The sequence below is a fragment of the Ruegeria profundi genome, from assembly GCF_001507545.1.
Lineage (GTDB): Bacteria > Pseudomonadota > Alphaproteobacteria > Rhodobacterales > Rhodobacteraceae > Ruegeria > Ruegeria profundi.
Window position 1 is genome coordinate 285,633 of sequence record NZ_LQBP01000004.1, and the last position, 20,594, is coordinate 306,226.

At 58.7% G+C, this 20,594-nt stretch carries 17 protein-coding genes and 1 tRNA gene; 9 read left to right on the plus strand and 9 right to left on the minus strand.

The genetic code is table 11. The features are described from left to right. Positions 1–111 precede the first annotated feature (111 nt). The 6 genes from AVO44_RS09720 to AVO44_RS09745 form a co-directional block, all read right to left on the minus strand. Positions 112–1,932, minus strand: coding sequence for an ABC transporter transmembrane domain-containing protein (locus tag AVO44_RS09720; RefSeq protein WP_068336003.1), 1,821 nt, complete (start codon positions 1,930–1,932; stop codon positions 112–114). Positions 1,933–2,060: 128 nt separating this feature from the next. After that, positions 2,061–2,135 (minus strand) — tRNA-Gly (locus AVO44_RS09725). A 115-nt stretch (positions 2,136–2,250) separates the two neighbouring features. After that, positions 2,251–3,387 (minus strand): N-acetylglucosamine-6-phosphate deacetylase, encoded by a 1,137-nt coding sequence (gene nagA / locus AVO44_RS09730; RefSeq protein ID WP_068336005.1) that lies wholly within the window; start codon positions 3,385–3,387, stop codon positions 2,251–2,253. After that, positions 3,384–4,391: an SIS domain-containing protein gene (locus AVO44_RS09735; RefSeq protein WP_420865716.1), complete on the minus strand. Its 1,008-nt coding sequence runs from the start codon at positions 4,389–4,391 to the stop codon at positions 3,384–3,386. The genes nagA and AVO44_RS09735 overlap by 4 nt, the downstream gene beginning before the upstream one ends. A gap of 40 nt (positions 4,392–4,431) precedes the next feature. Further along, the gene (locus AVO44_RS09740) at positions 4,432–5,181 is read right to left on the minus strand and encodes a GntR family transcriptional regulator (protein ID WP_068336011.1); all 750 of its coding nucleotides are present in this window, start codon (positions 5,179–5,181) and stop codon (positions 4,432–4,434) included. Further along, the gene (locus AVO44_RS09745) at positions 5,168–6,043 is read right to left on the minus strand and encodes a glucosamine kinase nucleotide-binding domain-containing protein (RefSeq protein WP_068336014.1); all 876 of its coding nucleotides are present in this window, start codon (positions 6,041–6,043) and stop codon (positions 5,168–5,170) included. Before AVO44_RS09745 ends, AVO44_RS09740 begins: the two co-directional genes overlap by 14 nt. Before the next feature lie 168 nt (positions 6,044–6,211). Between AVO44_RS09745 and AVO44_RS09750 the strand changes: the two genes are divergently transcribed. From AVO44_RS09750 to AVO44_RS09780, 7 genes are all read left to right on the plus strand, one after another. Further along, complete coding sequence (locus AVO44_RS09750; protein ID WP_068336017.1) at positions 6,212–7,096, plus strand: N-acetylmuramic acid 6-phosphate etherase; 885 nt, start codon at positions 6,212–6,214, stop codon at positions 7,094–7,096. A gap of 24 nt (positions 7,097–7,120) precedes the next feature. Beyond that, the gene (locus AVO44_RS09755) at positions 7,121–8,374 is read left to right on the plus strand and encodes an ABC transporter substrate-binding protein (protein ID WP_068336020.1); all 1,254 of its coding nucleotides are present in this window, start codon (positions 7,121–7,123) and stop codon (positions 8,372–8,374) included. Positions 8,375–8,444: 70 nt separating this feature from the next. Beyond that, positions 8,445–9,359 (plus strand): carbohydrate ABC transporter permease, encoded by a 915-nt coding sequence (locus tag AVO44_RS09760; RefSeq protein WP_068336023.1) that lies wholly within the window; start codon positions 8,445–8,447, stop codon positions 9,357–9,359. A gap of 10 nt (positions 9,360–9,369) precedes the next feature. Continuing rightward, positions 9,370–10,209 carry a carbohydrate ABC transporter permease gene (locus AVO44_RS09765; RefSeq protein ID WP_068336026.1) on the plus strand — a complete coding sequence of 280 codons (840 nt, stop codon included), beginning with the start codon at positions 9,370–9,372 and terminating at the stop codon, positions 10,207–10,209. Next, positions 10,206–11,240 (plus strand): Gfo/Idh/MocA family protein, encoded by a 1,035-nt coding sequence (locus tag AVO44_RS09770; protein WP_068336028.1) that lies wholly within the window; start codon positions 10,206–10,208, stop codon positions 11,238–11,240. Before AVO44_RS09765 ends, AVO44_RS09770 begins: the two co-directional genes overlap by 4 nt. After that, complete coding sequence (locus AVO44_RS09775; RefSeq protein WP_068336031.1) at positions 11,237–12,232, plus strand: ABC transporter ATP-binding protein; 996 nt, start codon at positions 11,237–11,239, stop codon at positions 12,230–12,232. The genes AVO44_RS09770 and AVO44_RS09775 overlap by 4 nt, the downstream gene beginning before the upstream one ends. 211 nt (positions 12,233–12,443) lie before the next feature. Next, a complete protein-coding gene (locus AVO44_RS09780; protein WP_068336391.1) occupies positions 12,444–14,333 on the plus strand; it encodes a PhoX family protein in 1,890 nt (629 codons plus the stop codon). Positions 14,334–14,382: 49 nt separating this feature from the next. On the opposite strand, the gene AVO44_RS09785 is transcribed toward AVO44_RS09780, so the two are convergent. Both AVO44_RS09785 and AVO44_RS09790 read right to left on the minus strand, forming a co-directional pair. Then, positions 14,383–14,946, minus strand: coding sequence for a tetratricopeptide repeat protein (locus tag AVO44_RS09785; RefSeq protein ID WP_068336034.1), 564 nt, complete (start codon positions 14,944–14,946; stop codon positions 14,383–14,385). A 30-nt stretch (positions 14,947–14,976) separates the two neighbouring features. Further along, a complete protein-coding gene (locus tag AVO44_RS09790) occupies positions 14,977–15,465 on the minus strand; it encodes an Lrp/AsnC family transcriptional regulator (protein WP_068336036.1) in 489 nt (162 codons plus the stop codon). A 102-nt stretch (positions 15,466–15,567) separates the two neighbouring features. Here AVO44_RS09790 and putA point away from each other — a divergent pair, with 102 nt between their 5' ends. Further along, positions 15,568–18,969: a bifunctional proline dehydrogenase/L-glutamate gamma-semialdehyde dehydrogenase PutA gene (gene putA / locus AVO44_RS09795; RefSeq protein WP_068336039.1), complete on the plus strand. Its 3,402-nt coding sequence runs from the start codon at positions 15,568–15,570 to the stop codon at positions 18,967–18,969. A 42-nt stretch (positions 18,970–19,011) separates the two neighbouring features. Continuing rightward, positions 19,012–19,755 (plus strand): rhomboid family intramembrane serine protease, encoded by a 744-nt coding sequence (locus AVO44_RS09800; protein WP_068336041.1) that lies wholly within the window; start codon positions 19,012–19,014, stop codon positions 19,753–19,755. A 3-nt stretch (positions 19,756–19,758) separates the two neighbouring features. Here the strand turns inward: AVO44_RS09800 and AVO44_RS09805 are convergent, their stop codons facing one another. Next, on the minus strand, positions 19,759–20,586 hold the full coding sequence (locus tag AVO44_RS09805) for an IclR family transcriptional regulator (RefSeq protein ID WP_068336045.1): 828 nt from the start codon (positions 20,584–20,586) through the stop codon (positions 19,759–19,761). Positions 20,587–20,594 lie beyond the last annotated feature (8 nt).

Genomic DNA, 20,594 nt, shown 5'->3' on the forward strand with positions numbered 1-20,594 from the left:
CACCGCCAAGATGGAAGCAAAACCGCGCAGGTTCAATAAATGCCTTAACTGTGAAGACCCTGAAGGGATAGAATTACGCTGCGGAGCGAATTGTGTTACCCCTGCGTCACGTCATTCGGCAGCCATGCCATCGGTGAATTGCAGACGCGCCAACCTTGCATACAGCCCGCCCTGTGACACCAGATCATCATGTGTCCCTTGGGCTACGATGCGCCCGGCCTCTAACACAACGATCCGATCAGCCTTTTTAACGGTTGCCAGCCGATGCGCCACGATCAAAGTGGTGCGCCCGGCGCGCATCTTGTCCACGGCACCTTGCACCGCACGTTCGCTTTCTGCGTCCAAGGCCGAGGTCGCCTCATCCAACAGCAAAACCGGCGCGTCCCGCAGGATTGCACGGGCAATTGCGATACGTTGCTTTTGACCACCTGACAGCATGACGCCCCGCTCACCTACGTAACTGTCATAGCCATCTGGCAGGGCCACGATGAAATCATGTGCGGCGGCCGCGTGGGCGGCGGCCTCAACCTCGGCATCGGTCGCATCCAGACGCCCAAAGCGGATGTTTTCACGTGCCGAGGCGGCAAAGATCACCGGGTCCTGCGGCACAAGCGCCATATGACGACGGAAATCCGCCCTGTCGATATCGCGAAGGTCGACACCATCCAGAGTGACCTTCCCCGAAGCCGGATCATAGAACCGCTGGATCATCTGGATGACGGTTGTTTTACCCGCCCCTGATGGCCCGACAAAGGCAACGGTTTCGCCGGGCTTAATGTGCAAGGTTAAGTGCTCAAGCGCCGCCAGCTTTGGGCGCGAGGGATAACGAAAAGTCACGTCATCAAAGTGGATTTCACCCTTAACCGGCGAAGGCAGAGCAATGGGCTTTGCAGGATCGCTGACCGTGTCCTGCGCATTCAGCAGCTCGACCAGCCGTTCGGTCGCGCCTGCGGCACGCTGAAGTTCGCTCCAGATTTCCGACAAGGCCGCCACGGAGCCGGCCATGATGATCGAATAGATCACGAACTGAATCAGAACGCCTTCAGTCATCACGCCGTCGCGGACGTCATTGGCCCCCATCCAAAGCACGCCAACAATTCCCGAAAACACCAGAAAGATCACAATCACCGTCAGCACAGCACGTGTTTGAATGCGGCGCAGCGAGACAGTGTATGACGTTTCAGTCATGTCCGAAAACTGCATGCGGCTGGCCTGTTCGTGGGTAAAGGCCTGCACTGTTTGCACGGCACTCAACGCCTCGCCCGCGTTGCCGGAGGACGCAGCAATCCAATCCTGGTTTTCCCGGCTGATCACCCGTAGCCGCCGACCCAACAGCAGGATAGGCACCACCACCAACGGGATCAGCAGCAAAACCATGCCGGTCAGCTTAGCCGAGGTCAGCAGCATCAGCGCCAAACCACCAACGAACAGCAGGACGTTGCGCAATGCGATGGAAACAGACGAGCCAAGTACAGACTGAATCAGCGTCGTATCCGTGGTAATCCGGCTCAGGACCTCTCCGGTCATGATACGTTCGTAGAATTCGGGGCTCATGCCGATAACGCGGCTGAACACGGCCTTGCGGATATCAGCCACGACACGTTCGCCCAATCGCGTCACCAGCGCATAGCGCAGACCAGTACCAACGGCCAGAAAGGCGGCGATGCCAAGGGCGGCCAGAAAGTACCAATCCAGCAGCTCGCCGTCTTCAATACGGAAATTGTCGACCACACGCCGCACGGCCAGTGGCAGCGTCAGGGTCATGCCTGCCGTCAGAACCAACGCCACGATCGCACTGGCCATCAAAAAGCGATACGGTCGCATAAACGGCCACAGCGACGCCAGAACGCCAATTTTCTTCGATCCCGCGCGTTCTTCGCTTGCACCGGGTGCAGATTGCTTTGCCGGACTGGCTGAGGCGGTTTTTGCCATGCGTGGCCTTTAAATCATGTTCGCGTTTGTGTGATCGCTTCTTGGCGGCAGCAAACGGCGGGGTCAAGCCGCGCGTCATTAATAGGCAACCCGTAAGGGCCATTTGACGCAGGATTTTAAGGCTGACTTGGAGCGGGCGGCGGGAATCGAACCCGCTTCATCAGCTTGGAAGGCTGAGGTAATAGCCAGTATACGACGCCCGCTCAGCGAAGGTCGGTTTAAGCGAAGCGCCAAGTGTCGTCAAGCGCAGTTCGCGGCTTGAAAGCAATTTCTGCGCCCTGCCCACTTCGCGCATGAGACAAGGCCGTTGCCGACCGGTTAGCCGTTCTCAGACAGCCATGTGCAGGCGGAAAAATCCGACGCTATCCGGATCATCGAATCGAATCGCAACGGCCGCATAATGGGCTGCCCGATCAGGGATGCCGGATATGTCGTCGCAGCAGCCAGCGCATCCTGCAACGACACACCGACCTGAGTCACCAAGACTCGAATGGCCGTGGTCAGATCCAAGTCGGCCCCAGCCAGCGTTCCGTCCTCAAGCGTCAGGCGCCCGTTGGCCCGCGTGATTCGACGGCCCTCCAGATCAAACGAGGCGTGATCCGTGCCTGCAACGGCCATGGCGTCACTTACCAGAAAGATCTGACCGGGTGCGGTTTTGGCGGCCCAGGCTGCACGCATCACCGCGGGGTGGACATGGATGCCATCAGCGATCATCCCCGCCGACAACCCCCCACTGGCAAGGCACGCCCCGACCAGACCGGGTTCGCGGTTTCCCATCTGGCTCATCGCGTTGAACAAATGGGTGACACAGCGCGCGCCAGCCTTGGCATAGCGCTGGCATGTCGCGAAATCTGCGTTGGTATGGCCCAACGACACCAGAACACCCGCCTCACACAAGGCTTGAACCTGCTGCTCCGAGACGGTTTCGGGTGCCAGCGTCACTTTCAGGCAGGGCAAGTTCTCTGCCGCCTGAATCAGCGCTGCCAAATCCGCATCCTCCATAGGCCGGATCAAGGCACCATCATGCGCCCCCTTGCGCGCCACCGACAGGTGCGGCCCTTCAAGGTGTAGCCCGACCACCCCCGGAACGCCGGCCTGGACCGCCAGTATAGCCGCAGCGATGGCAGCTTCGGTTTTCTCGGGCGTGTCGGTGATCAGAGTTGGTAGCAGTGCCGCAACACCCAACCGTCGATGTGCCTCGGCGATCCTCCGTATGGTTTCGACCGATGGGTCATCGTTGAACATCACTCCGTCGCCACCATTTACCTGCAGATCAACGAAACCCGGGCACAGAATATCGCCGTTCAGATCGATGACCTGCCCTTCCGGGCTTCCCGTCTGGTCAGGTATGATCGCTGACAGCGTGCCGTCGCGAAAGGTGATCGCATGGTTGAAGTGCACAGATTCGCCATCGAACACAGCACCGTTGCGATATGTCACTGAATTAGGGGTCATACCGTCTCTGTCACTTTCCTGAGATGCCGCGGTGCGTCGGGGTCAATTCCGCGGGCCAACGCAACAGCTTCGACCATGCTGTAAAACGAGGTGATGTTGGCAATGGGGTCGGTAAGCCAGTGACCGGTACGTATCACAGGCAGGCTTTCGGCCTTGGTCACCTTGTCGGTGGCAGCAAACACAGCGGCCCCCTTGCCCGCCAACGCATCGGCGGCCTCGGCCGTTGCCTGCTCTGCGGCGTCGGCTGCTGCGAAAACGATCGTTGGGAATCCTTCCTCCACGATTGAAACGGGACCGTGCAGCACTTCGGCGGCCGAATAGCTTTCGGCGTGAATCTGGCAGGTTTCCTTGATCTTCAGCGCAGCCTCATTGGACATGGCAAAGGAAGGACCCCGGCCCAAGGTAAACAACGACCGGCCCGTGATCGCCATTGCCGCAGCAGACCAGTCGCACTGCGCGGCCTGCGCCAGATGGGCCGGCAAGGAGCGGATCGCCGTTATCAATTCACCATCGCCCTTGACCTCGGCCAACACGCATAGACCTGCGACCAGTGAGGTGACGAATGTTTTGGTTGCAGCCACGCTCAGCTCTGGACCCGCATGAAGGGGCAGGACCGCATCCGCCACCTCGGCAAGGCGCGAGGTCGTGTTGTTGGTTATCGCAACGGTCAGCCCCCCTGAGGACTTCAACGATCGGGTCATTCCGACAATGTCTGGGCTTTGACCTGACTGCGACACGGACAGGCAAACCGCACCATCTGCGCGCAGATCAACCCCATAGATCGAATTGATCGATGGCCCGACCGAGGCCACAGGCAGGTTCAACAACAACTCGCTGGCATATTTCAGATAGGTACAAGCATGATCCGACGACCCCCGCGCCACGGTGATCAAAAACCGGGGGTCGACCTCTTTCATCAAATCCACTGCGGTATAAATGTTGGCGGCCCCCTGGCTTAGCAACCGATCAACCGCGTCGGGGATTTCCAAAATCTCCTGTCGCATTTTCGAGCTGTTTTCTGACATGCTTTTCCGGCCTTTCCGGTTACAACCGCAATTCGGCGACAAAGTCATAGGTGTCGCCCCGATAAAGGGATCGGGTCAGTTCCGCGACCCGCCCGTTTTTCAGAAATGAAATTCGTTCGATGTTCAGCCCAGCGGCCCCTTCGGGAACATCCAGTAATTCTGCCTCGGGTGCAGCAAGATTGACGGCGGAGATTTTTTGCACCGCACGCACGGGCCGCCGACCCAAATCGTCCAGAACCTCATAGAGCGAGGTAGTGACCTCGATAGGATTGGGCAGAATGTCCAGCGGCAGCGCGGCGCGTTCGAGCGCCAGCGGACGCCCGTCAGCCTCGCGCAGGCGGTAGATGCGCGAAATCTGCTCACCTTCTGCAAGGCTCAATGCCTCGATTTCCTCGGGGGTCGGAGCAAAGACGCCGCGCTCCAGCCATTTGGACGTGGTGCGCATTCCGCGGCTGGCCATGTCCTCGGTGAACGAAGTTAAATGTGTCAGCGATTGCTCGACACGCGGCATACGATCACGAATGAAGGACCCCGACCCCTGACGCTGTTCGATCAATCCTTCCTGCACCAGCTCTTGAATGGCCTTGCGAACTGTGACCCGAGAAAGGTCTGTTATTTCAACCAGTTCCCGCTCCGATGGCAGCGAAGAATTGGGCGGCAGAACACCACTGTCGATGCCTTCCTGCAAACGATGCCGCAACTGAACATAGCGCGGACCTTTGTCCGGGCTCAGCCACAAGTCAGACCGCAAAAAGTCAGAGATGCTCATGCCGAACCTCCTTTGCTAAAGCCAAGGCTCCGGTCAGCGGCTCCCCCAGCGGCGGGCGAATGGCGGACCTCATGTCATCTGGCAGGTAGTCGGCGTAGTGCCCGGCTATCCCCCCGGTCAGACAGATCGCCTGACCTCTCTGCCACCCTAAGCGCCTTGCGGTTCCTTCAAGATAGCCCGCCCCGGCTTGCATGATTTCAACCGCAGCGGTATCGCCGGTTTGCGCTGCGGATGTGACCGCAGGAGCAAGCGCCCCGAACTGGGCGGGTGTGGCCGTTCCTGCAAATCGCACAATGCCCGCCGTGCCGTGCAGTTCACCCAACAGCTTTCGCGTCAAACCGGTCTCAATCCGCGTTCCATCAACGGCGCACAGCGCTTCAGCCAAGGCTCGGCGCCCGACCCATTGGGCCGAGGCCTCATCCCCCAGAACCGCCCCCCACCCCCCGGCGAAACGCATTGCGCCGTGTATTTGGATGGCAAGGAAGGATCCGGTTCCGCAATGTGCAATCAAGCCATCTTGCGCGCCCAATGCCCCGCGCACTGCGGCGGGCCGGTCATCTTCGACCCGCGCGCAGGTTAACCCCAACGCATCCCGCAGCCGCTGCGCAATCTGTTTGTCAGTAACGCCCGCCAAACCGACATAGGCCGGAAAACCAAGCATCTTGGCCCCTAGAAAACCAATTCGATCCGACACCTGATCTAAACCCGACCGAATCTGCGCAAGAGCGCCGTCAAAATCGGTTGAGACATTGGCCGCTCCGGTCTCGACAGAATGGACCACGCCATCAATCATACAGGCAACACGACATCGCGTTCCCCCACCATCAACAGCCAAAACGGCACTATTCTGAGACTCGGTCATGACAATACCATTATAATACCTTTCAGCCCCATGAAAGCCCTAATTCGTGAAAATTGGCCCATAATGACGAAAAAAACACCCGAATAACGCGCCCAAACTGGAAGAAAATAAAATCTGGACAAGTGGTATTAAATAGGTATTGTATATGCAGAACCGGGGAGGATTCTCTTGACGCTGCCGTCTACAGAACAACTGCATCCTGATGCCGAACACTTGGCCCAAGGTGACTTGGCCATAGCGGCACGCGCCCTGGCCGAAGGTCAGATCGCTGCAGCCGCGGTCGTTCGCGACGCGTTGGGCTGCATCGCTCAAGGCGCCGCAGCGATGGCGGAAACCATACGTAGCGAAGGTGTGCTGCACTATGTGGCCGCGGGATCATCCGGCCTGATGGCCGCAGCCGATGCGCAGGAATTGGGTGGCACATTCTCGATCCCGCCTGCCCGTCTGCGCATTCACATGGCTGGCGGCCTGCCCACCGGGGTCGAGATGCCCGGCGACTCGGAAGACGCAACCGAAGGCTTGAAACAGGCGCTGAGCGCAATCGAGGCCAAGGACACGGTGATCGCGGTTTCCGCCAGCGGGTCAACGCCCTACACGTTGGCCGCCGTGAATATCGCCCGCGCGCAGGGGGCAACCGTAATTGGGATCGCCAACAACGCGGACAGCCCTTTGTTGTTGGGCGCGGACATTCCAATTCTTCTAGCCACGCCGCCCGAACTGATTTCGGGCTCTACACGCATGGGTGCTGGCACAGCGCAAAAGATTGCATTGAACATGCTGTCCTCACTGATGGCGGTCGAGCTTGGCCACGTGCATCGTGGCATGATGGTCAATCTGCGCGCCGACAATCACAAGCTGAGGGCACGCGCCGCCGGAATCGTTGCCCGGATCGCAGAAGTGGATACTGCCACCGCGCAACAGGCGTTGGACACCGCGCACGGGGACGTGAAACCCGCCATTCTTATTGCCGCCAAAGCCCTGTCACTGGACGAGGCACGTGCACGCCTTCAGGCGACAAACGGATTAATGAATGCCGCACTGGCACGGGACTGAAATCAAATAAAACGGGAGAAAGATATGAGACACAGAAACCTGAAGATAGCCTTGCTGGGTACGACCCTGATGGCGACAACCGCTTATGCAGAAGACGTGACGCTGACGATCGAAAGCTGGCGCAATGATGACTTGACCCTGTGGCAGGAACAGATCATTCCGGCGTTCGAAGCACAGCACCCCGGAATCAAGGTTGAATTCACGCCATCCGCCCCGGCAGAATACAACGCTGTTCTCAATTCCAAGCTTGATGCGGGCTCGGCTGGCGACCTGATCACCTGCCGCCCGTTCGACGCCTCGCTGGCGCTGTATGAGGCCGGCCACCTGTCTGATCTGTCCTCGGTCGAAGCGATGAGCAATTTCTCGGACGTTGCGAAATCGGCCTGGCAGACCGATGACGGCTCGGTCACCTTCTGCGTGCCGATGGCCTCGGTGATCCACGGTTTCATCTACAATAAAGAGGCCTTTGCCGAACTGGGCATCGAGGTTCCCACCACCGAGGACGAATTCTTTGCCGCGCTGGAAAAGATCAAGGAAGACGGCACCTACATCCCGCTGGCCATGGGTACGAATGATCAGTGGGAAGCCGCCACGATGGGCTACAACAACATCGGCCCGAACTACTGGAAGGGTGAGGAAGGCAGACAAGCCCTGATCGCCGGTGAGCAAAAGCTGACAGATGAGCCGTGGACGGCACCTTTTGCAACCCTGGCTCGTTGGGGTGAGTATATGGGTGATGGGTTTGAGGCGCAGACCTACCCTGACAGCCAGAACATTTTCACCCTAGGCCGCGCCGCCATTTATCCGGCCGGATCGTGGGAGATTTCGGGCTTTAACGCGCAGGCCGATTTCGAAATGGGTGCCTTCAAGCCGCCTGTTCGCAGTGCAGGAGACACGTGCTACATCTCGGACCACACTGATATCGGAATTGGAATGAACGCCGCCACGGAACACCCCGAGGCCGCCGAAACCTTCCTGACCTGGGTTGCAAGCCCCGAATTTGCTGAGATTTTCGGCAACGCCCTGCCGGGTTTTTTCCCGCTGTCCAGCACTCCGGTCGAATTGCAGGACCCGTTGGCCAAGGAAATCGCAGAGTGGCGGGACGAGTGTGAGTCCACCATCCGCTCGACCTATCAAATTCTCTCGCGCGGAACACCGAACCTTGAGAATGAGACCTGGGGCGCGTCGGTTGCTGCGATCAAGGGTGCCAAGTCGCCCGAGGAACTGGGTGCTGAGCTGCAGGAAGGCCTGTCCAGCTGGTACGCGCCGCACCAGTAACGCATGACCAAACCTACTCGGGCGGCGCGGGTCGCCCGGGTACTCCTGACACCCCTTTGAAAGCGATCCCATGAACCGCCCACGCTTCCGCTGGCATATCGTCGTGTTTCTTGCACCTGCCGTGCTTGTCTACACCGCAGTGATGATTTTTCCGCTGTTCAACACGCTTCGGCTGGCGCTGTACACAGAAGTTGACCAGAGCCGGGTGTTCGTCGGATTGCAAAACTTTCAGACGTTGTTCTTTGACCCGATCTGGTCCGAGCAGTTCTGGAACGCGCTGGGAAACAACTTCTGGTTTTTCCTGATCCACATGCTTGTTCAGAACCCCATCGGCATCGCGTTGGCTGCACTGCTCAGCCACCCGCGCCTGCGGTTTGCGGCGCTGTATCGGTCGGCGATCTTCATCCCCACGATCCTGAGCTTTGTGATCGTAGGGTTTGCGTGGAAACTGATCCTGTCACCGATCTGGGGCATCGCGCCTTCGATGCTGGACGCGATCGGTCTGAAATCCCTGTTTGCGCCGTGGCTGGGGAAAGAAGAATACGCACTGACCACGTTGGCGCTGATTTCGGTTTGGCAGTTCGTCGGGATACCGATGATGCTGATCTATGCCGCCCTGCTGACCATTCCCGAGGAAATCCTTGAGGCCGGCGAGATCGACGGTATCACCGGCGCAGCAGCTTTCTGGAAGATCAAGCTGCCTTTGATCCTTCCCTCGATCGGCATTATCTCAATCCTAACTTTCGTAGGAAATTTCAACGCGTTCGACCTGATCTATGCAGCGCAGGGCGCGCTGGCCGGGCCTGATTTTTCAACCGATATTCTGGGTACTTTCATGTACCGCACGTTCTTTGGCTTCCAGTTGCAACTGGGTGATCCGCATATGGGATCAGCTATCGCAGGGGCCATGTTCGCGATCATCCTGGTCGGCGTCTGCATCTACCTTTTCGGCATCCAGACCCGGATGCGCCGCTATCAACTGTGAGGGTCCAGCGATGAACAAAGCACGCCACAACCCCCTGAACACCGCCGCGATGCACGGAGCGTTGATCCTGTACACGCTGATCGCGCTTTTCCCGGTCTTCGTCATCCTGATCAACAGCTTCAAATCCCGCCGTGCGATCTTTCGCGAACCTTTGGCTTTGCCCAGCGCCGACAGCTTCTCACTGGTCGGGTACGAGACGGTTATGAAACAGGGTGATTTCTTCCTGTATTTCCAGAACTCAATGATCGTTACTGTCGCCTCATTGTTCTTTGTTCTGCTGTTCGGCGCCATGGCGGCCTATGCCTTGTCGGAATACCGGTTCAAGGGAAACCTTGTAATGGGCCTTTATCTTGCATTGGGGATCATGATTCCGATCCGCATCGGCACCGTCGCGATCCTTGAGATGATGGTAGCGACCGGGTTGGTGAACACGCTCTGGGCATTGATCCTTGTTTACACGGCGCAAGGGTTGCCGCTGGCTGTGTTCATCCTGTCCGAATTCATGCGGCAGGTCAGTGACGATCTGAAGAATGCAGGCCGCATCGACGGGCTGTCGGAATACACGATCTTTTTCCGGCTGGTTCTGCCTTTGGTCCGACCGGCGATGGCGACGGTTGCCGTGTTCAACATGATCCCGATCTGGAATGACCTGTGGTTCCCGCTGATCCTTGCCCCGGCCGAGGAAACCAAGACGCTGACGCTGGGCAGTCAGGTCTTTATCGGGCAGTTCGTAACCGACTGGAACGCGGTTCTGTCGGCCCTGTCGATGGCAATCCTGCCGGTGCTTGTCCTCTATGTCATCTTCTCGCGCCAACTGATCCGAGGCATCACGTCAGGAGCTGTCAAATGACCAAAGTTCTGATCGCTGGCCTTGGCAATATGGGGCAGAGCCACGCCTTAGCCCACCACAACCACCCGGACGCAGAAATCGTCGGGCTGGTGAACCGATCCGGTCGCGTGGATCACCCCGACCTCGCAGGGTATCGCGCCTTTTCGGACTTCGGCGTCGCGCTGTCCGAGACAAACCCCGATATGGTCGTGATCGCCACCTATTCTGATAGCCACGCCGACTACGCCTGCGCCGCAATGGAGGCTGGCGCGCATGTATTCGTGGAAAAGCCCTTGGCGACCAACGTGGCAGACGCGCAGCTTGTCGTGGAAACCGCCACACGGCTCAATCGAAAGCTGGTGGTCGGCTATATCCTACGCCATCACCCGTCGTGGATGCGCCTGATCGCCGAAGCCCGCGAACTGGGTGGACCATATGTTTTCCGTCTGAACCTGAACCAACAATCCTCGGGCGCGGAGTGGGAAACGCATAAAGCCCTGATGCAGACGACCTCACCCATCGTGGATTGCGGCGTTCACTATGTTGATGTGATGTGCCAGATCACAGACGCGCAGCCCGTCCGCGTGCATGGGATGGGGCTTCGCCTGTCTGACGAGATCGCCCCGGACATGTACAATTATGGCCAGTTTCAGGTGATCTTCGAGGACGGCTCAGTGGGCTGGTACGAGGCGGGCTGGGGTCCGATGATGTCAGAAACCGCATTCTTCGTAAAAGACATCGTCTCACCCAATGGCTCGGTTTCGATCACGGACGGGAACAAGGGCGCGTCGGCTGATATCGACGGACACACCAAGGTCGGCGGCTTGCTGGTTCATACCCCGCAGGGCGACCGCACCATCGAAATGCCGGATGAGCCCGGCCATCAGGAACTCTGCGATGCTGAACAGGCCTATATGCTGCGCGCCATCGCCGAAGATATCGACCTGACGCGCCATATGAATGACGCTGTCCAATCCCTCGCCATTTGTTTGGCCGCGGATGAAAGCATCCGCACCGGCCAACCCGTTTCCCTTGAGGAGCCCGCAAAATGACTGCCTTGACCCTGACCAACGTGAACAAGTCCTTTGGAAACGTACATGTTTTGAAAGACATCACACTTGAGGTGGAAGAAGGCGAATTTGTCGTCTTTGTTGGCCCGTCAGGCTGCGGCAAGTCCACCCTGTTGCGCGTGATCGCGGGGCTTGAGGATGCGTCCTCGGGCGAGATCAACATTGACGGACAGCAGGTTAATCTGGTGCCGCCGTCCAAGCGTGGGATCGCCATGGTGTTCCAGAGCTATGCGCTCTACCCCCATCTCAGCGTGCGCGGAAACATGACGCTGGCCCTGAAGCAGGAAAGACAGCCCAAAGCAGTGATTGAGGAACGCGTGGCCAAAGCCAGCCGCATGCTGAACCTTGAACCCTATCTGGATCGCTATCCGTCGGAACTGTCCGGCGGTCAACGGCAGCGCGTGGCTATCGGGCGTGCCATCGTGCGCGAACCCAAGCTGTTTCTGTTTGACGAGCCGCTTTCCAATCTGGACGCGGCGCTGCGGATGAACACGCGGATCGAGATCGCAAACCTGCACCGGGCGCTGGATGCCTCGATGATCTATGTGACCCACGATCAGACCGAAGCGATGACGCTGGCCGATAAGATCGTCGTGCTGCGCGATGGACGGGTTGAACAGATCGGCAGCCCGATGGAGCTTTACAACAACCCGGTCAATCAGTTCGTCGCGGGGTTTCTGGGCTCACCTTCAATGAATTTCCTGCCCGAGGGGCTATTGCAGGGCGGTGGTCAAACCACCATCGGTATCCGCCCCGAAGACCTGTTCTTGTCAGATGACGGCCCGTTGGTTGCACGGGTGAGCCACGTGGAAAAACTGGGCGGGGATACAAATGTCATCGCCAAGGTCAACGACCATGCCGTGACTGCACGCTTGTTTGGACAGCATTCAATTTCCGAAGGCCAGGAACTGCGCTTTGCCTATGCTGCGGACAAAGCCTATCGGTTTGATACGGAAGGGCACCGTTTAGGCTAAGTATCTATGATCATTCATTTCTCACAACGCGATCTCTGAAAGTTTCGCTACAACCCCGGACCTTTGCCGAGGGGGCAAAGCATCTTTCCGTTTCGTCGCATTCTGGCTTTCGACAGCCTTAAGCATATTTTTTTTACAGGGTTGTTATCAAGGCGTCACAATCTCGCCCTAACTCCTTTTCATGATCTTTTCTGACAGCCAGGAGCCATCCGTGAAAAACGTTGATCTCACTAATATGTCCGCCGACGACTGGGACGAGCTGCATTTCCCCCGCCCCGAAGAAAATGACTTTGACCGCGTTGTTGAACGCGCAATATCGCGTCGTGGTTTTTTGGGCGGCGTGCTGGCCTTTGGGTCGGGCGCCGCAGCCATGGGTACTGGCCTTTTGGGGTCGACCGCAGCCCACGCCATCAGCGCCTCGCGCTTTGCTTTCACTCCGATCCCAGCACAGACAGACGGTGCCGTTCATGTGCCCGAAGGGTATGAGTGGAAAATGCTGATGCGCTGGGGCGACCCGCTGTTCTCGGCGGCTGATGGATATGACGTCACCGATGGTGGCCCGGTCCAGAATTCCGACATGGTTTTCGGTGAAAACACTGATGGGATGGAGACCTTTTCGTTCAAGGGTCATGAGCTGATTGCAATCAACCATGAATATCCGAACCGCAAGATCAACTTGCCCGCCGCGCAGGAAGGTGTCCCGGCCAGTGCCGACGATGTTCTGAAATTCCAGAACATTCAGGGCGTGACCGTTATGGAGATTACCGAAGGTGTTGACGGATGGTCGGTCGTCAAAGACAGCCCCTTCAACCGCCGTATTCACCACAATACCCCGATGAAGATCGTGGGCCCGGCAGCTGGGCATGATCTGCTGAAGACCAAAGCCGATCCGACCGGCACCGCGTCGCTGGGTACAATGAATAACTGCGGTTCGGGCAAAACACCGTGGGGCACTTACCTGACCTGCGAAGAGAATTTTAACGGCTACTTCGGCTCGACCGATGAAAACGCCAGCTATGATCCGAAAGTCGCAGAGGGCTTTGCGCGGTATGGCATCAAAGCAGAAAGCTGGAATTTCTACGAGCTGTTCGATCCGCGTTTTGACACGTCGAAAAACCCGAATGAGCCACACCGCGCGGGCTGGATCGTGGAAATCGACCCGACAAAACCGGACAGCACGCCGGTCAAGCACACCGGTCTGGGTCGTTTCAAACACGAAAATGCCGAGGTGACACTGGCCGCCGACGGTCGCGTGGTCGTCTACATGGGCGACGATGAGCGCGGCGAATACTTGTACAAATTTGTCTCGAACGACACCTATCGACCGGGTGCTGAGACCGAGGGTCTGCTGAACGACGGAACGCTTTATGTCGCCAAGTTCAACGACGACGCGACCGGCGAATGGCTGCCCCTGACGCCGGAAACCACCGGTATGGACGCGGCCGAGATTCTGATTTTCACCCGCATGGCTGCATCGGCTGCGGGTGGAACGACGATGGACCGTCCCGAATGGGTGGCATCAAGCCCGGTCGCGGTCGAAGCTTACTGCTGCCTGACCAACAACAAGAATCGTGGTGTGAAGCCCAATGCCGGTGGCGATGACACCGCAGTCAACGGGCCCAACCCTCGAGAGGCCAACAAGTATGGTCAGATCGTGCGCTGGCGTCCGTCGAATGACGATCATGCCTCTGAAAGTTTTGACTGGGATCTGTATGTCATGGCGGGCAATCCGGCGGTGCATTCAGATGAGCGCGCCGGGTCGGCGAATGTCAACGAAGGCAACCTGTTCAACTCGCCTGACGGCATGGCCATCGACTCAACCGGCCTGGTCTGGATTCAGACGGACGGCAATGATGACAACGAAGAAGACTTCGCTGGTCACGGCAACAACCAGATGTTGGTCGGCGACCCGGTCACAGGTGAAATCGCTCGTTTCATGACCGGACCGAATGGCTGTGAGGTCACAGGTCTGGCCTGGTCAACCGATCTGAGGACCATGTTTGTTGGCATTCAGCACCCAGGCAGCAACTGGCCGGATGGCGGTACGCCGCGGTCGGCGGTGATTGCGATCAAGCGTTCTGACAACGGTCTGGTTGGTTAAGCCGATCTAAAACGCCCCCAAGCTGAGCAGCTTTGGGGGCGTTTTTTCATCAGATATCCTGACCCGGCGGCTCCAAGGGTCCGCCGGTCGCCAGCAGGTGACGTTCCGATAGCCACGGGTTCAGCTCCAATGCATCGTTCAAAGCCTCGCGCGCTTCTTCGATCCGTCGCAAACCCAACAGTGTCAGCGCGCGGCCACTTATGGCAGCAACGTGGTTCGGGGACAGCTCGATGGCCTTGTCCAGATCGGGCAATGCGGCTTTAAAGTCGTGCCGCAGGTAATTTGCAAATGCGCGCTGATTGTACCCTTCGGCGTAAGACGGGCAGTAAGCGATCAGCTTGTTGAAATCTTCAATCGCACCCGACAAGTCCGATGCTCTGAGGCGCGACATGCCCCGGTCCAGCACAGCCTGTGCGCTTTCATCTGGCGCGTCGGCCCAGAATTCCCACAATTGGCTCGACAGGGCGCGGGCAGCCTGTTCAGTGTCAGCCTGTTGGATTTGCGCCAACACGCCGCTGATGTCATCGGTATGATCCGGAGCGGCGGGGCAGTCCTGAGCAGTCGCGGCTGAAGACACGATGAGAAGGATTGAGGCGACGGCGATCTGTTTCATACACCAAAAGTGACGCCGTCAGTTCATTCGTCAACCCATCCCTTCAAGCGCCCCTGAAACGCCTGTTTCTTTCACGGCCTCCATCGCAACAAAAGTTGACGTGTTGGCGACATGCGGAAGGGACGAAATCTTTTCAGCCAGAACCGCGCGGTATTCCGACATCGAGCCTGTTCGGATTTTCAGCAGATAGTCGAAATTCGACGCAATCATATGGGCTTGCTCAATCTCTGCCACTTTGCGCACCGCTGCATTGAACTCAGCCAGTGCCTTTTCGCGCGTATCGGTCAGGCGCACCTCGACAAAGGCGACATGATCCAGCCCGAGGCGGATCGGGTCAAGCAAAGCGCGGTAACCGGCGATGATCCCTTCGGATTCAAGCCTTTTTACCCGCGCTTGAGTTGGCGATTTCGACAATCCGATGCGCCGTCCAAGATCAGCGACCGAGATGCGCCCATCCTCGGCCAGAATCTTCAGGATCAAACGGTCAAACCGATCCAGATCGGGACGGTTCATCTGCATTGTCACACCTCAAAATTTCAGGTCAATCGCCTGTCAGAATCGAGATTTAAACCGACTGTCCTGAAAAATCGACTGTATACTCTACAAAAGCCCGGAGGATACATGACACACAGCCTGCGCACGCATATCGACGGTCAGACCTATGCCGATCAGTCCGCCATTCTGGACCAATTGATCAAGCAGGCCGACCTGTCCAAAGCCGACCGCGCCGCCATTTGCGCAACCGCAGCGCAGTTGGTGCGCGACATCCGCTCAAGCACCTCGCCCGGAATGATGGAGGTATTCCTTGCGGAATACGGCCTGTCCACCGACGAGGGCGTTGCGCTGATGTGTCTGGCCGAGGCCCTGTTGCGCGTACCTGACGCTGACACGATCGACGCGTTGATCGAAGATAAGATCGCGCCGTCGGACTGGGGCAAACATCTGGGCCGCTCCTCGTCTTCGCTGGTCAATGCATCGACCTGGGCGCTGATGCTGACGGGCAAGGTTCTGGATGAGGGAAAAACCTCTCCGGTCAGCGCGTTGCGGGGGGCGATCAAACGGTTGGGAGAGCCCGTTATTCGTACCGCTGTGGGCCGCGCGATGAAGGAAATGGGGCGGCAATTCGTTCTCGGCGAATCTATCCAGTCCGCGATGGACCGCGCCCGCGGGATGGAGGCAAAGGGATACACCTATTCCTACGACATGCTGGGTGAAGCTGCACGCACCGAGGCCGACGCGGCCCGCTATCACCTGTCTTACTCGCGCGCGATTGCGGCGATTGCGGACGCCTGCACCCACGACGACATCCGCGCAAATCCGGGGATATCAGTGAAATTGTCGGCCCTGCATCCGCGCTATGAATTGGCGCAGGAAAAACGGGTGGTGGACGAGTTGGTCCCTCGGCTGCGCGCGCTGTGCCTGCTGGCCAAGGCCGCCGGTATGGGACTGAACGTAGACGCCGAAGAAGCCGACCGCCTTTCACTGTCCCTACAGGTGATCGAGGCGGTTATGGCCGAACCTGCGCTGGCCGGATGGCACGGTTTCGGGATCGTGGTTCAGGCCTATGGCCCGCGCGCCGGGATCGTGCTTGATACGCTGTACGAAATGGCCGCGCGGCATGATCGCAAACTGATGGTGCGGCTGGTCAAGGGCGCTTACTGGGATACGGAGATCAAGCGCGCCCAAGTCGAAGGCGTCGATGGCTTTCCTGTATTCACACAAAAGGCGGTCACCGATGTTTCGTATATCGCCAATGCCCGCAAGCTGTTGAGCATGACGGACCGGATTTACCCCCAATTCGCGACCCATAATGCCCACACAGTCAGTGCCATCTTGCATATGGCCGACGGGCAACCGTTCGAATTTCAGCGCCTGCACGGGATGGGCGAGACCTTGCACCGTATCGTGAAGGATCAAAGCAAGACCCGCTGCCGTATCTACGCACCGGTAGGCGCTCATCGGGACCTTCTGGCCTATCTGGTGCGGCGCTTACTGGAGAACGGCGCGAACTCGTCTTTCGTGAACCAAATTGTGGACGAGAATGTGCCACCGGAAACCGTGGCTGCAGATCCATTCGACGCAATCCACAAGCCGAAACCGCCCCTGCCAACCGGCCCCGAATTGTTTCAGCCCGAGCGGCCAAATTCCATGGGGTTCGACCTGCATCATACACCCACGCTTGACAAGATCGACGTCGCCCGTGATGCGTTTCGCGCGCATCAGTGGCACGCGCAGCCACTTTTGTCCGAAAAGGCGCATCCAGAGGATGACAAGCCTATTCTGAATCCAGCGCAACCCTTGGATCGACCCGGCGCAGTTGCCCCGGCCAGCGCGCGCGATGTTGAGCTGGCTCTTGCCTCTGCCTGCCCCTGGCAATCCCCGGCGGTCGAGCGTGCACGGATTTTGAACAAAGCTGCCGACCTCTATGAGGCACATTTCGGCGAGTTGTTCGCCCTTCTGGCCCGTGAGGCGGGTAAATCCGTTCCCGATGCAGTTGCTGAACTGCGCGAGGCGGTCGATTTCTTACGCTATTACGCGGCAAATATCCCCGATGCTGAACCGGCAGGTACTTTTACCTGCATCAGCCCATGGAACTTCCCACTGGCGATTTTCACCGGCCAAATCTCGGCTGCTTTGGCAACTGGCAATGCGGTTTTGGCCAAGCCTGCCCCGCAGACGCCGCTGATCGCGCATCGGGCTGTGCAACTGATGCACGAGGCCGGAGTACCGCGCGACGCGCTGCAACTGCTTCCCGGTGGTCCGTCGGTTGGGGCGGCGCTGACATCTGATCCGCGCGTGTCGGGGGTGGCCTTTACCGGATCGACGGCCACCGCGCTGAAAATCCGCGCGGCGATGGCCGAACATATGCGGCCGGGCACGCCCTTGATCGCAGAAACAGGCGGGTTGAACGCAATGATCGTGGATAGCACCGCCCTGCCCGAGCAAGCTGTGCAAGCCATCATCGAAAGCGCGTTTCAGTCGGCGGGGCAGCGATGCTCAGCCTTGCGGTGCCTGTACGTACAGGAAGATATCGCCAAAGACCTGCTGACCATGCTCACCGGCGCGATGGAGGCGCTGACGGTCGGCGACCCATGGCATTTGTCAACCGATTGCGGCCCGGTGATTGACGAGGATGCTCGTCAGGGTATTGCGGATCACATTGCGCAGGCACGGGCGAAGGGACAGGTCCTCAAAGAACTGAATACGCCGCCCGAGGGGACTTTCATCGCGCCAACCTTGATTGAAATCCCCGGCATTGCCGCGTTGGAGCGTGAAGTCTTTGGCCCCGTCCTGCATGTTGCGCGGTTCAAGGCATCTGAAATTGATCAGGTCATCGCAGATATCAACGCCACCGGCTATGGGCTGACCTTCGGCTTGCACACGCGCATCGACGACCGCGTGCAGCACATCACCGAGGCCGTTCATGCGGGCAACATTTACGTCAATCGCAACCAGATTGGTGCAATTGTCGGATCGCAGCCGTTCGGTGGTGAGGGTCTGTCAGGCACCGGCCCCAAGGCGGGCGGGCCAAATTACATGACACGGTTCTGCAGACCGGATCGCCAAAACAGCGCCGCAGATTGGGACAGCACGATGAGCACGCTACCCACCCCTGAGGGACGAGCCATTGCGGTACGCACCCAATCCTTGCCCGGCCCAACGGGCGAGTCCAACCGGCTCAGCGAATTCCCTCGTGCGCCCCTTCTGTGTATGGGGCCGGGTGCGGAAGCTGCACAGGCGCAGGCCAAAGCGGTCGAAGCTTTAGGCGGCGCCGCCATCCGGGCAACTGGCATGATCGACCTGCACAGGTTGGAAAACGTCACCGGAGTCTCGGGCGTTCTGTGGTGGGGGGACGAAGATACCGCGCGTGAAATCGAACGCCATCTGGCCCGTCGCACGGGGCCAATCCTGCCGCTGATCCCCGGTCAGCCCGACCGCGCGCGCGTTATCGGAGAGCGTCACGTTTGCGTTGACACCACTGCCGCGGGTGGAAACGCGGCCTTGCTTGGCGGTGCGGCGTAACAGGACCTTGACGCTGGGCCGGTAAAAGCCCAGCGTCGCCCCATGTTTCCGATCCGTGACCATAACCCTTCGGGGCGCACGCCCTATGTCGTATACCTGCTGATGGCCGCCAATATCCTGATTTTCTTCAGCTATGTCGGGATCATGGAGAACGCACGACTGATCAATCAGCTGTATTTCGACTACGCGATCATCCCAGCCCGGATCACGGACGGCTTCGCTTTCGAAACCCTTGTGACCTCGATGTTCCTACATGGTGGATGGATGCATCTGGCGGGTAACATGCTGTTTCTGTGGATTTTCGGCGACAACCTTGAAGATGAGATGGGGCACCTGCCCTTTTTGCTGTTCTACATGGCCGCCGGTATTGGCGCGGGTCTGATCCACATTGCCACCGCGCCGGGTTCCGTCGTGCCGACCATTGGCGCATCCGGTGCGATCGCAGGGGTGATGGGAGGGTATCTGCTGCTTTTCCCCAAGGCCCGCGTGGACGTCTTGCTGATCCTGATCGTGTATTTTCGGATTTTCACGATCCCGGCGTTTATCATGTTGGGCCTTTGGCTTGGCATCCAGTTCATTGGTAGCCTGGCCAGCAACCCTGATGAGGGCGGGGTCGCCTATTGGGCGCATACGGGTGGTTTCTTTGTGGGTCTGCTGCTGTGCATCCCCCTTTGGCTGAAACGCGGCGGGCCGGGGTTTTGGAGCCGTACCCACGGCCATCCACCCCACCCCGAACACAAATACACGCTGACACAATCCCGCATACCCAAAATCCCGCGCAAATAGGTCCTAACGCTTAGACCTTTCCGGCAATCGGCCACCACTTAGCTCTGTGATCTCCTGCGCTGCACGCATGACCAAGGCACCCAGCCCCGCTGCGCGGTCTTGGCTGAACCGGACAGAAGGACCCGACACTGAAACACCCGCACATGGTTCGCCGCGGTCATTGAAGATTGCGGCACCGATACAGGACATCCCCTCGTACCGTTCCTGATGGTCATGCGACCAACCCCGCGCGCGCGTTTCCGCCAGATCCGCCCGCAACCCCTCGCCGGGTAATAGCGTGAATGACGTAAAACGCTCGGCGTCCGCCGACATCACCTTGCTTGACGCTGTATCGCTCATCGCGGACAGGATCGCCTTGCCAGTGCCAGAGGCATACATCGGTGTCCGTGCGCCAGGCGGAAAAAACGCACGGATCGGGTTGGGTGTTTCGACCTGCCCGACGAAGACAACCTCGGCACCATCCGGCACGGCGAGATTTGCCGTTTCACCGCTCTCCTCCATCAATCGCCGCAGAATAGGACGCCCAACTTCAATCACGCTGTTTCTGCGCAGGAACGAGGCACCAGAGCGATAAGCCTCAACCCCGATCATCCATTCCTGCCGGTCATCATCAAAGGCGGCAAAACTATGCTTTTGCAGTGTCGCCAGAATGCGGTGCGTAGTGGCCGTTGGAACATCTACCTCTCGGGCCAGATCGCTTAGCACGGCGCGCTCCATCCGGGCCAAGGTTGTCAGAACGTTCAGCGCCCGATCCAGTGACTGCATGGTCCCGGCCGAGCTTTCCTTGAATAGCGATTTTGGTCTGCCACGCGGTCTTTTCCGGTTTTCCATCTTTGGCT

What these genes read in the sequence shown, in the direction of transcription:
- AVO44_RS09740 (WP_068336011.1), bottom strand. Translation starts at nt 5,181, where the DNA reads ATGAGCATCTCTGACTTTTTGCGGTCTGACTTGTGGCTGAGCCCGGAC.
- AVO44_RS09775 (WP_068336031.1), top strand. Translation starts at nt 11,237, where the DNA reads ATGACTGCCTTGACCCTGACCAACGTGAACAAGTCCTTTGGAAACGTA.
- AVO44_RS09760 (WP_068336023.1), top strand. Translation starts at nt 8,445, where the DNA reads ATGAACCGCCCACGCTTCCGCTGGCATATCGTCGTGTTTCTTGCACCT.
- AVO44_RS09720 (WP_068336003.1), bottom strand. Translation starts at nt 1,932, where the DNA reads ATGGCAAAAACCGCCTCAGCCAGTCCGGCAAAGCAATCTGCACCCGGT.
- AVO44_RS09785 (WP_068336034.1), bottom strand. Translation starts at nt 14,946, where the DNA reads ATGAAACAGATCGCCGTCGCCTCAATCCTTCTCATCGTGTCTTCAGCC.
- AVO44_RS09745 (WP_068336014.1), bottom strand. Translation starts at nt 6,043, where the DNA reads ATGACCGAGTCTCAGAATAGTGCCGTTTTGGCTGTTGATGGTGGGGGA.
- AVO44_RS09755 (WP_068336020.1), top strand. Translation starts at nt 7,121, where the DNA reads ATGAGACACAGAAACCTGAAGATAGCCTTGCTGGGTACGACCCTGATG.
- AVO44_RS09765 (WP_068336026.1), top strand. Translation starts at nt 9,370, where the DNA reads ATGAACAAAGCACGCCACAACCCCCTGAACACCGCCGCGATGCACGGA.
- AVO44_RS09735 (WP_420865716.1), bottom strand. Translation starts at nt 4,391, where the DNA reads ATGCGACAGGAGATTTTGGAAATCCCCGACGCGGTTGATCGGTTGCTA.
- AVO44_RS09790 (WP_068336036.1), bottom strand. Translation starts at nt 15,465, where the DNA reads ATGCAGATGAACCGTCCCGATCTGGATCGGTTTGACCGTTTGATCCTG.
- nagA (WP_068336005.1), bottom strand. Translation starts at nt 3,387, where the DNA reads ATGACCCCTAATTCAGTGACATATCGCAACGGTGCTGTGTTCGATGGC.
- putA (WP_068336039.1), top strand. Translation starts at nt 15,568, where the DNA reads ATGACACACAGCCTGCGCACGCATATCGACGGTCAGACCTATGCCGAT.
- AVO44_RS09770 (WP_068336028.1), top strand. Translation starts at nt 10,206, where the DNA reads ATGACCAAAGTTCTGATCGCTGGCCTTGGCAATATGGGGCAGAGCCAC.
- AVO44_RS09800 (WP_068336041.1), top strand. Translation starts at nt 19,012, where the DNA reads ATGTTTCCGATCCGTGACCATAACCCTTCGGGGCGCACGCCCTATGTC.
- AVO44_RS09805 (WP_068336045.1), bottom strand. Translation starts at nt 20,586, where the DNA reads ATGGAAAACCGGAAAAGACCGCGTGGCAGACCAAAATCGCTATTCAAG.